At 64.3% G+C, this 11,333-nt stretch carries 6 protein-coding genes and 1 pseudogene; 3 read left to right on the plus strand and 4 right to left on the minus strand.

Annotated features, from left to right (window positions below):
- Positions 1-306: 306 nt before the first annotated feature.
- From ACFQLX_RS25275 to ACFQLX_RS25285, 3 genes are all read right to left on the minus strand, one after another.
- Complete coding sequence (locus ACFQLX_RS25275; protein WP_386418821.1) at positions 307-2,496, minus strand: trypsin-like serine protease; 2,190 nt, start codon at positions 2,494-2,496, stop codon at positions 307-309.
- 108 nt (positions 2,497-2,604) lie between these two features.
- Positions 2,605-4,425 (minus strand): FG-GAP-like repeat-containing protein, encoded by a 1,821-nt coding sequence (locus tag ACFQLX_RS25280; RefSeq protein ID WP_386418811.1) that lies wholly within the window; start codon positions 4,423-4,425, stop codon positions 2,605-2,607.
- Between the two features lie 201 nt (positions 4,426-4,626).
- The gene (locus tag ACFQLX_RS25285; protein WP_386418813.1) at positions 4,627-5,010 is read right to left on the minus strand and encodes a hypothetical protein; all 384 of its coding nucleotides are present in this window, start codon (positions 5,008-5,010) and stop codon (positions 4,627-4,629) included.
- A gap of 589 nt (positions 5,011-5,599) precedes the next feature.
- Between ACFQLX_RS25285 and ACFQLX_RS25290 the strand changes: the two genes are divergently transcribed.
- From ACFQLX_RS25290 to ACFQLX_RS25300, 3 genes are all read left to right on the plus strand, one after another.
- Positions 5,600-9,379 carry a polymorphic toxin-type HINT domain-containing protein gene (locus ACFQLX_RS25290; RefSeq protein WP_386418815.1) on the plus strand — a complete coding sequence of 1,260 codons (3,780 nt, stop codon included), beginning with the start codon at positions 5,600-5,602 and terminating at the stop codon, positions 9,377-9,379.
- A complete protein-coding gene (locus ACFQLX_RS25295) occupies positions 9,376-9,882 on the plus strand; it encodes a hypothetical protein (RefSeq protein ID WP_386418817.1) in 507 nt (168 codons plus the stop codon). Before ACFQLX_RS25290 ends, ACFQLX_RS25295 begins: the two co-directional genes overlap by 4 nt.
- A gap of 359 nt (positions 9,883-10,241) precedes the next feature.
- Positions 10,242-11,201, plus strand: a complete 960-nt coding sequence (locus tag ACFQLX_RS25300; RefSeq protein WP_386418819.1) for an FkbM family methyltransferase — start codon at positions 10,242-10,244, stop codon at positions 11,199-11,201.
- A gap of 30 nt (positions 11,202-11,231) precedes the next feature.
- Here the strand turns inward: ACFQLX_RS25300 and ACFQLX_RS25305 are convergent.
- Positions 11,232-11,333 (minus strand): annotated as a pseudogene (locus ACFQLX_RS25305) (IS5/IS1182 family transposase); the annotation flags it as partial.

An 11,333-nucleotide genomic window follows, 5' to 3' on the forward strand; every position in this document is an offset into this window, starting at 1 on the left:
ACGGTCCTCGCAACTCCCCACGTCGTGAGTGTTGCGAGGACCGCTAGAACCTAAGCCGGATCACCGGGGCAGCGCGGGGGCCGTTGCTGTGTCAGCCTCCGTCAGAAGAGACGAAAGGCCAGCTCAGAGCGTCAGTGCCCGCCCGACGTTGCCCAGTCCGACTCCTTCCACGCCGTGCCCTGGCGCGATCAGCCCATGATCATCTGGGAGGGGCTGTGATAACACCCGGTATTCCCCGAGGACCGTTCGGGTCCTCGGGGAATACCGGGTGCTAAGGGATGGGCGTTCGTTTCCTGTTGGAAGGGGTCAGCGTGCGACGTAGCCGAAGTAGCCGGCGTTGGTGGGCAGGCCCCCGGTGCCGGGCTTGTAGGTAGTAATCGGGTTGATGGTGCCGCCGGCGGTCACGTTGGAGTGGGGCAGGGCATACAGGGCGCCGGTGGAGGGGCCGTAGGGCATGCCGATGTAGAGGTGGGTGTCGGTGAAGTGGATGCTGCGGCCCACGCGCTGGTCGGTGGCGGGGGTGCCGGGGAGTCCGGTGCTGCCGCCGGCCTGGGTCCAGTGGTCGTTGGCGCCGGCCGCGCCCAGGAGAGAGAAAGTGTGGACCGCGCCGGCGTTGGTGGCGGTGTTGAGGGCTTCGCCGGGGGTGCCGACGGCGAGTTTCATGGTGGCCGTGGTGCTGACCGCGCGGGGAGCGACGTTGATCGCGGTGAGGTCTTCGCCCATGCGGTCGCCGGCTTCGGCGGTGCCGGTGACGTCGTCGGTGGCGGTGCCCTGCCAGAGCGTTCCCATCTCGCTCCAGGTGCCGTCTGCCTTGACGCGCACCAGGATGACACGGCCCGTGTCGGTGTCTTCACCGGGTGAACCGATCGCGAGGATCGACTCGGTGGCTGCCGCTGCGCCGGTGGGGCGGTATTCGGTCAGGGTGGCGGCGTATGCGAACTCGTCGCCTGCTTCGGCGCTGCCATTGATGGTGTCAAGGTCCTGGTCAATGCCGCTGAGCGGGGTCGGCCGGCCCTCGGCGGTCAGCTTGTTCGGGTTGAGCAGGTGCAGCATGCCGGAACCCGCCGCGGTACCGATGGTCTCGAAGGGGGTCCCGATGGCGAGGTGGTTGGCGTTGCCCGCGACGGACCAGCCGAACTGGTCGCCGGCCTCGGCGGTGCCGGGCATGGCGTCGCTGTCCTGGGTGATGGCACGGCTGGTATCGGCGTGGATGTAGAAGGCCGAGCCCGCCTTCGTAACAGTGCCCAGGGCCTCACCGGGGGCGCCGACCAGAAGGTAGGGCTCACCGGCGGCGGTGAGACCGGCCGCGACCGCGTGGCCGAAGCGATCCCCGTCCTCCGGAGTCGCACCGACCAGGGCGCCGGTGCCGCTGCCCTGCACGAAACTGGTGCTCTTGGCCGCACCGGTGCCAATGCCGCCAGCGGCACCGTAGAGCACATGGACCATCCCGGCGCCGATGGCGGTGTCGATGTCCTCGCCCGGGGTGGCGATAACGAGGTCGGTATAGCCGTCCTCGTTGTAGTCGACGGTGTCCATGGCTTCGCCGAAGCTGTCGTTGGCCTCGGCGCTGCCGGCCATCCAGGACAGGTTCTGGTTGGCCTCGAAGGTGCCCTTGCCGCCGCCGTAGACGATCCGCACCACACCCGCCGCGGCGGCACCGCCAACGGCGGCCTTCGGATCGGAGATTGCAATGTCCGTGACGCCGTCACCGTTGAAGTCGGTGACACGCACAGCGCCCACCGTGGACGTCACCCACGAGGCGAGGCCGTCCACCCGGGCAGTGATACCGCCCGTACGGACCTCCGCCGCATCAACGCCGAAGCAACCCCCCTGGTACGACTGGCTGATAAGGCCGGCAAGGACAACAGTGGTACCCGCAGCGCGCACCACCGGACCGCCCGCGTCACCCGCACACGCCACCGCGCCGCCCTTCCCGGTGACCGCGCTGGTGGTTGCCTGCGCGGAGTCCACGCTGTAGGTGCCGGTGTGCAACTTCATCGGGGCCCATTCGGCCTTCGTACGTCCATACCCGGCGAACGTCAGCTCTTCCCCCACAGCGGGCGCGGTGGCGGCCAGGGCAATGGGGGCGACGTTGGTGACCGGCCGGTTCAACCGGGCGAGCACCACATCTCGATCACTACGCGGCACAAGCTCGACGACCTGACGCACAGCCCCACCGGCACCGTCAAGATCGGTGGAGCGGCCGATGGTCGCGGTCGTCTTCAACTGCGGCACACCGGGTGCCACAGCGGCACCCGGGGAGTCGGCGAAGCAACTGGCCGCCGTCAGCAGCCACTCGGAGTCCACCAGCGCGGCGGAGCAGCCACGCTGGTGATCACCGACCACCAGCTTCGCGGTGAAAGCGTGCGTGCCGTCGACCGCAGGAGTGCCGACCATGGCGTGGGCAGTCGGGGCGGTCACCGTCAGGGGCACGGAAACCAAGGCCGCGGTGATCGCGGCCAGCCCGCCAAAGCGGGTACTTCTTGAACGAATCATCACTGTCCTTGGGTAAATGGGCCCATCAGCGGCTTCGCTGTCACCTAGAGAGGGCCTGTGGCCCGGCACTATGTGCCGGGCCACAGGTTTCACGGTTGGGTGCGTGTGTCAGTGTCCGAAGACGCGCATGCGGTTGTAGTCCCAGCCGCTGGTCTTCTCGGCGCCGTGGAGGGGCTCGTTGAAGGTGCCGTCCGCCTTGGCGACCCAGGTGATCATCTTGAGGGTGCCGGTGTCGTAGCCGTAGTTGGCGGCCAGGTCGTCACGGCCGTCGCCGTTGAAATCGCCGCCGAAGAGGCGCATGTTGTCGCGGGTGTAGTTGCCCGGGCCGGTGGTCCAGGCTTCCTTGCGGATATCCAGGGAGCCGTCGGTGTCACCGGGGGTGAAGGTGATGATGGCGTCCGAGCCGTCACCGTGGTCGTACCAGGAGGCGATGTCATCGACGTTGTCGCCGTTGAAGTCACCGGACTGGACGCTGGTGCGCTCGAAGGTGCCCCAGGTGGTGCTGGACCAGCCCTGGACCTGCGTGTCCTGGAAGCCGCCGGTGGCCAGCGAGGGCAGCGTGATCATCTTGACTTCGCCGCCGGAGTAGAAGTACATCATCGCCAGGTCATCGCGACCGTCGCCGTTGTAGTCACCGGTAGTGAGCTTGATGTTGGCGAAGGTCCAACCGCTGGCGCGCTCCCAGGAGGAGAAGGGGGCGTTGAAGGTGCCGTCTTCCTTGGCGAGGAAGGTGAAGAGCTTGTCGCTGCCGTCGGCGTAGTCGTACCACACGGCGATGTCGTCGCGGCCGTCGCCGTTGTAGTCGCCGGTGCGCGGCTCCATCCGGTCGAAGGTCCAGGTGGTGGAGGTCCACGACGTCACGATGGAGGCGAAGGTGCCGTCGGCGTTGGACAGCCAGCGGAAGAGCTTGACGGTGCCGTCGGCATAGCCGTAGAACACGCCGATGTCGGAGCGGCCGTCGCCGTTGAAGTCACCGGTGACCCGCTTGGTGTTGGCCATGTTCCAGGTGCCCGCGGCTGCGCTGTAGGCGACGGTGGGCAACTGGAGGGCGCCGGTGGTGCCGCCGGCCCACACGTGCACCTTGTCGCTGCCGTCGGCGTAGTCGTACCACGTAGCCACATCCGAGCGGCCGTCACCGTTGTAGTCCTGGCTCGGCGTCTGCTTGGAGTTGCTGGAGATCCAGGTACGGACGTCGTCCACCCGGGTACTGACCGCCGTATTGGCGGTACCCTCCGGGGCCTCGATGCCGAAACAACCCACCTGGCGGGAGCGGCTGTTGACGGCGACGAGTTCGGGCTTGCTGTTCACGATACGAAACGCGGGCCCGCCAGTGTCACCCGCACACACGGCAGCGCCGCTTTGGCCGCTGAGGGTAAGGTCACCCGTGTTCACCGAGTCGATGGCGAACGCCCCGGTGTGCATCTTCTCCGGCGCCCAGTCCTGGGCGGTGCGCCCGTAGCCGGCGGTGGTGAGCTGCTGTCCGGCAGCCGGTGCGGTGGAGGCGATGGCGACCGGTGCGATACCGGCCACGGGCTGGGCGAGGCGGGCCAGCACGAGATCGCGCGTACCGTGCGGGCGCAGCTCGACCACGTTGCGTACCTGTCCGGCAGTGGTGGAGATGTTGGTGCGGCCGATGGTCGCGACGGTCTTCAGCGCGGGCTTGCCCGCAGGCACCGCCAGGCTGACCGCGGGGTCGTCGGCGAAGCAACTGGCCGCTGTCAGTAGCCATTCGGGTGAGACCAGGGCGGCGGAGCAGCCACGCTGATGGTCGCCGATCACCAGGTTCGCGGTGAAGGCGTGGGTGCCGTCGGCCGCTGGGGTACCGACCACGGCATGGGCGGCTGGGGCGGTCACCCCCATGGGTATGGCGACCAGGGCCGCGGTGATCGCGGCCAGCCCGCCCAGGCGGGTACTTCTAGAACGAGTCATTCTGTGTCCTTGGGAAAATGGGCCCATCGGCGACTTTGCTCCCCCCAGCTGATGCTCAGGGGTACGAGCAGGTGCGTTAGGGCATAGGTGTGACCCGCCGCGAGTTTGAAGACTTGACCCGGGTGATCCGGAGTTCGCGGCGTATACGGCTCGCGGGCACCGCTGTGTGTTTTCTGCGAGCGGGCCTAGCCATGGGCTGGTTCAGCCGGTGACGCGGATCTCAACGAGGACCGAACGCAGCCCAGTATCGCCGGATTCGCCGACCGGGGTGAGGTCGTTGGCGGGGGCGTTGACCACGGCGTCCTGGCCGTCGGCGGTCAACGTGGCCTTCACAGGGTGGTCCTGGGTCCAGAGGCTAAAGGTGTCGGGCAGCTCAAGGGTGAGGTAGCCGGACGCGGCGTTGGCCTTGAAACAGAAGATGCCCATGCGTGACTCGACTGCGATGTTTGAGGGGTCGCTGCATTCACCGATGGTGGTGGCATCGGTGAGAATGATGTGTCCGTCGCCGCGCTTGAGTGTGATGCCGCGGTCAGCCAAAACCTTGGCAGCGCCTGGGTAGTTGAAGTCCTCGACCGCGTACGACATCTCGCCCGCAGTAGCAGTGAGGGTGGCCTGCGGGAGAGCCAGCGCAGTGGCGCCGGTACCTACCACGAGGGCGGCTGCCAGGCCTCCAAGAAGCATTTTCCGGGCAGGAGTTATCACTATGGATTCCTCTCAAGGGGAAGGCGTACATGTCAATGAAAGTCGGACCATGATGGCCTGGGTCGCAAAAGTAAAGCACATGTAAGATTCGCGTCGGCGAGAGACATCTCCGCCTACCTGGACCCTTGGGGTTGAGCGAGAGTGCGCCATGAAACATTGGCACTGCGTGACTTATAAATCACGCTCAGTACTTACGCGACTGTGAGAAACGGGCATAACTGGCATGTCGACCGTCTAGGTCGCTTTCGGGTAGTCGGCTATTGACGAAGTGAAGGACCGTTCAGTGATACACCCATCGCGCTCCATAAGTCTGGGGCGAGCGTACGGAGTTCAAAAAGTCGGGACACCTAGAGTGGTGGGATTTCGCGCTGCATGCGCGGCCGTGTTGTCCGCCACATTGACAGCCACGCTCCTGAGTGCTTCTCCCGCCACCGCGGAAGATCCTCAGCCGACGGCGAACCGCGGATTGGTAGTGGGTTACTGGTTGGACGGCGGGGTCGGCATCCAGGAAGCAGCCGAGAAGGCGCTCCTGGGCCCGGACGAGGGCATCCGACAGTTCCTCGTGGATGCACCTGCCATTCAGCAGATCGATGACCGGGTAGATCTCTCCCGGGTGGTGAACGCGGGCGGTCCAGCCGTGCGTTCGGGCGCAAAGACGGCCCTCGCGGGTACCCCGGCCGACGTCGAAGCCTTTTTGGACGAGGGCTGGAAGGCCCCGCACGAGCAGGACCTGCGTGTGCAGGCCACCAGCGTCGTGAACTTTGGTGGGCCCGGTGTCCAAGATGCGGGCAAGAAGGCGTTGCTGGGTACATCCGCAGACGTCAAGCAGTTCCTGGAGGTAGACCAGTACAAGGCGCAGGAGACTGACAACCGCGTCGAGGTCACCAAGCTTTACAACACCGGTGGCACGAACGTGAAGGCCGCCGCCAAACTCGCTCTGATGGGCACGCCCGGCGATATCGTCGAGTTCCTGGAGGTCGGCCAGTTCGTTGCGCGTAACCGCGACCAGGAACACGCTACGATCGCGCAGTTGACGGTACAGGCCGAGAAGGCTGGCAAACAGGCCGAAGAGGCGACGGATAAGGCTGAGGAGGCTTCCGCCAAGGCCATCGCTGCCGCTGCGCTGGCTCAGGAAGCCGCAGAGAGGGCCGCTAAAGAGACAGAGGCTGCCAAGACTGACGCCAACCGTGCGTCGGCAAAGGCCCAGCAGGCCGCCGACGCAGCCCGGGCGGCCGCAGCAGCGTCACAGCGAGCGATCGGCGCAGCCAACGAGGCCAACCGCTCAGCCCGACGCGCGTCGCTTGCCGCAGCGCAGACCGCGAACGCGGCCGCAGCCGCAGCTGAAGCCGCCGGCCGCGCCTCCAGCGCAGCCTTCGCTGCGAGCATGGACAAAGACCTGGCGCAGGTCGCGCTGGACCGGGCTGCTGAGGCACGTAAGGCTGGCGAGTTGGCCAAGCGCTCGGCCAAGGCCGCCGAGAAGGCTGGTATTGCATCCCTAGCCGCCGCTGATGCGGCAGCCGCGTCCCGTAGCGCAACAGGCAACGCCAATGCGGCTGCCGCAGCAGCGGATCAGGCAGCCAGCTATGCGGAGGCTGCTGGTGGATCCGCCACTGAGGCCCGGGCCGCCGCGGCGGAGACCCGCCGTCACGCGGCTGAGGCCAACCGCGCGGCTACCGCTGCTGAGCAACTGGCACGCTCGTCATCGGCGGCTGCCTATGAGGCCCGCACTGCGGCCAACTCGGCCGCCACACACGCGGAGAACGCTGCCACTGCTGCTGAGCAAGCAGCAGCTCATGCCGGCGAGGCGACTGATCAGGCGGCTGAGGCCACCAAGCAGGCCACCGCTGCCAAGGCTGCCGCCGATACAGCCACACAGGCGGTGGCAACGGCGCAGAAAACCTTCGACATCGCGCGCGCGACCGAGGCCGAGGACCTCAAGACCCGCACCAATGCCGGTGTCGAGGCCGCCATGACACGCAAGGCCACAGCCGACACCTTCACCGTGGACATTTCCCAGACGGTGCTCGAGGGCCAGGCCATTGTCGATGACACGAAGACCCTGACCGCTGAGGCGAACCAGGCTGGCGCTGACCAGGCCGCAGTCGCGGCCAAGGGCCGCGCAGTAGCGATGCGGGCGATGAAATACTTCGGCTCCTGGCGCAGAGATGCTGCGGCCCAGGCCCTGTCCGGTACGGACGCTGAAGTCATCACGTACCTGAAGACCGACTGGGACAAGGCCCTCGCGGACGAGATACGCCAGCAGGTTTCCGACCTCGCTTCGGCAAGTCCCTACGAGGCGGTGCGCACTGCCGCCACCGCGGTTCTGGCTGGCACCGACCAGCAGATCTACGACTTCTACACCACCGGACAGCACCAGGCTGCTAACGCCGACTACCGCATCGCCGTCACTAAAATCGCCAACGACGGTGGACCCGGCGTCAAGGAAGACGCCATGAAGGCGCTGTCAGACGGCAGCACCCAGGCCCTTCTCGGCTTCCTCAACAGCGGCCAGTATGCGGCCCAGCAAGCCGACGAGCGGGTCATCGCCACCCAGTTGTTCAACAGCGGTGGCCCCGAGGTCAAAGCAGCTGGCAAGATCGCACTCGCTGGCTCCGCCGATGAGGTCCACGTCTTCGCCCAAGCGGGCCAGTACATGGCCGACCTCAAGGACGACCTAGCTGCCACCCACGTCGCCCAGGTCGAACGGCTCATTGCCGAGGGCCAGAACATAGCTGCCACTGCCCGCTACAACGCTGCTCTAGCTGCCAAGGTCGCAGCCGAAGCCAAAAACGCCGCCGCTGACGCGCAGGCCGCCGCAGCCGACGCCCAAAAGAGCGCCGACCAGGCTGCCAGTTATGCCCTCGCGGCTAAGAACGCAGCCGGCCGTGCAGAAACCAGCGCCAACCAGGCCAAGCAATCCGCGACCACCGCGCGCGCCGCCGCCAACCGCGCAGCGAACGACGCAGTGGCTGCCGAAGAATCCGCCGCCCAAGCGGAGTTCTCCGCCAATTACGCGCGTACCTCGGCGTATGAGGCCAGGGAATCCAGCGAACGTGCCTACGCCGACGCAGTAACTGCTGGAAAGAGTGCGGCAGAGGCCGCCCAATTGGCCACCGCAGCATGGCAGGACGTATTCCAAAAGCGCGCAAATGAAGAGGACGAAGCCCGCCGCCAGGCCGAAGAGGAGCGCCAGCAGGAGCGGGAGGCATCGAGCCGCCAGGACTGCGTGAGCCACATAATCCAGGCACTGGCAAAACTCAACTGCTACCTGCAGAACTCCCTCGCCTTCGGGACTGCCACCGACCCCACCACACAGAAAATTGTGCAAGAGGTCATCGGGTACAGCGACGCCCGCGACTGTGCCGCGAACCCCACTCTCAGCAAGTGCTCTCTTGTCGCTCTTTCCATCCTTCCCATCGGCAAACTCAAGCTCCTCAAGAAGGCATATGAGAGCGTAGACGACGCAGTAGATGGAAGCCGCGCCGTCCGTATGGCGCAGGACTGTGCGCAGTGCTTCCTAGCAGGCACTAAGGTTCTTATGGACGATGGCTCGGCGAAGAACATCGAGTCCGTCCAACTCGGTGACCAGGTGGCTGCCATGGACCCCGTCACCGGCGAGCGGGGACCCCGCACAGTCACTGACCTGATCGTTACCGAGGACGACAAGTTCTTTAACGAACTCAGCATTTCCACCCCACAAGGTGAGGAAAGGCTGATCGCGACGCACGAGCACCCGTTTTGGTCTCATTCCGAGAACGCGTGGGTCGAAGCGGCCGACCTCCAAGCCGGGATTACACTCAGGACCGACGACGGAACCAACGTCACCGTCCAGGCCAACCGGACCTTCAGCAAGATCGCACGGACCTACAACCTCACAGTCGAAGGTCTACACACGTACTATGTCTTCGCAGGCGACACTCCGATTCTGGTCCACAACAGCCGATGTCTGATTGGTAGCATCGTAGGACCAAACGGTGAGACACTTTGGCTGCCCAAGGGTCGTAAAGCAATAGCAAGAGCTAACACTGGGAAGGGCTGGTTCTATGAAATAAAGGAATCCGAGGCTGTGGCCAACGGGTTTCATAAGAGCGTCAGATATGTACGCGTGATGGATCCAGTAACTAGCGGAACACATAAATATCCAAACGGATACATAACCTACGCAAATGGGGCCGGACAATTTGTCCATCCATTTACTGGAGCGGCTAACATCACGAAATCCGATGACTACTGGCATATTCAAATTCCATGATCACTGTAGAGAATCTATTTACATCGCATGAATACCATCGAACTCCAGGTTTCGCCGACTGGGACCCGCTGAAGGACCGGGAAGCGCTTGAGGATGCGCAACTTCTCGATGCTAGAATGTGCCCAACGGCGAGTCGTGCAGCGCTGCTCTTCGATATGCGCTTGGCGACGAACTGCCCTGCGGGAAATTCGGGGCTTTTGATAGTCCATGGAATGCAGTCGTTTCGCTGGGTTGGGGCTCCACCTCCTCATGAATTGATGGCATTCTCTGCGACTTCCATTCAGTTGGTCGCGGGAAATGGAGAATTCCGACTCAATATGGAATTCTTCCTGTATGGTGAGTTGGCCATCGATGGGGAGCGTTCAGATTTCTATCTTTTGGAATCACATAACGTCTCGGGAGGGCCACCGAATTACCTAGACCGGCATCTTGATCAGGTTCGGGGTGAGCTGCCTTGGTGGGATTCCGAATGCACCGTGCTGCACTCGTCCACTTCGGGATAGGCATGTAGCCTGCCGATGATAGGAATACTTGGCCGATCGCGTGTCTGATGGCACTGACCTGCGGGCCGTGCTGGAGGGCCGCAAGGAGGCCTGCGAGAGCATCGAGCGCGTGGAGGAGTGCCGACCGCGCCGCCGTGGTAATTAGGTCGGATCGCCGACGTCAGGCTGGGTGCCGCGCAACGGTACCCAGCCTGACGTCGTGTACCGGCAGTGACGCCGGTGCCGTCGCAGTGCTGATCTCTGCAGGCGAGGAGCCTGTCTGTAAGGCCTCCTTTGGCGTTCCCTTGTCGCTCATGCATTCCTTCTGGATGTGTGCGACGAAGGGCGACTCATATCGATGGTCTAGGGAAGGCATGTAGATGTCTAGCTTCTTCTCGGAGGTTCTGGCCACGCTTGTACGGTGGTGCGTACGCAACGAGTGGGGTCCACTCGATACTGGCCAGCCGGTGCAGCGACTGAACGAGTACCTACGAGACCGCCCGCGTCAGCGTGTCGCGGAGACCCGCTTCGGAGCGCGGTTCGAGCTGGACACACAGGATCTTATTCAGCGATACCTCTACCTCTTCGGGGTGTGGGAGCCGCACATGGCGCACTGGTTGAAGAGTCGCCTTCGCCCGGGTGACGTCCTGGTGGACGTGGGTGCGAACATCGGTGAGTTCTCGATCCTCGGATCTCAGCTCGTGGGGAGTCGAGAGCAGGTGGTGGCTATTGAAGCCTCTCCCACCTTTCACCGTCGGCTTCTGCAGAATGCGGCACTCAACGATTGCGTGAACATTCGGGCAGTCAACGTCGCTGTCTCGGAACAGCGTCAGAAGCTCACGTTCGTGCTTGCTAGTTCTCAGAACATGGGGGCTAACTCGATCGTTCCGTATGAAGGATCGGTTGAGTCCACCTTCGAGATAGAGGCTCTTCCGCTGGCCGAGATTCTGAAGCCGGACGAGGTCGCCAAAGCCCGAGTGATAAAGATCGACGTAGAGGGAGCGGAAGGAAGTGTCATCCGGGGGCTCGTCACTTTGCTCGACGTGCTCCCCCAGGACGTGGAGATCGCGGTAGAGGTGACGCCGGAGCGGATGGTCAAGCTAGGCGATTCCGTCGAAGAGTTGACCGCGATCATGGAGCGGCACGGGTTTCATCCCTACCGCCTCCCCACGGACTACACCGAGGCCGGCTACCTGAAGGCCATCCGTCACCCGGTTGCGCTGGACTCAGCCGATCGTCGGCGAGACGCAGCTGATCTTCTCGCGCGTCGATGCCGACGTGCTGCTCTGAAGGGGACGCACCGCCTCCCGCCTCCAAAGGCCATGGCCACTCCAGGATGAACGGCATCGGGTACTGAGTGTTTTCCAACCTCAGTTTGAGTAGGTCAGGTGCAGGGTGAGGACTGCCTGAGCGAGGTTGGTGATGCGGGTGGTGGAGCATCGCAGTTTGCGCAGGAGCCGCCAGGTCTTGAG

The sequence above is a fragment of the Streptomyces polyrhachis genome (assembly GCF_042663125.1).
GTDB classification, from domain to species: Bacteria; Actinomycetota; Actinomycetes; order Streptomycetales; family Streptomycetaceae; genus Streptomyces; species Streptomyces polyrhachii.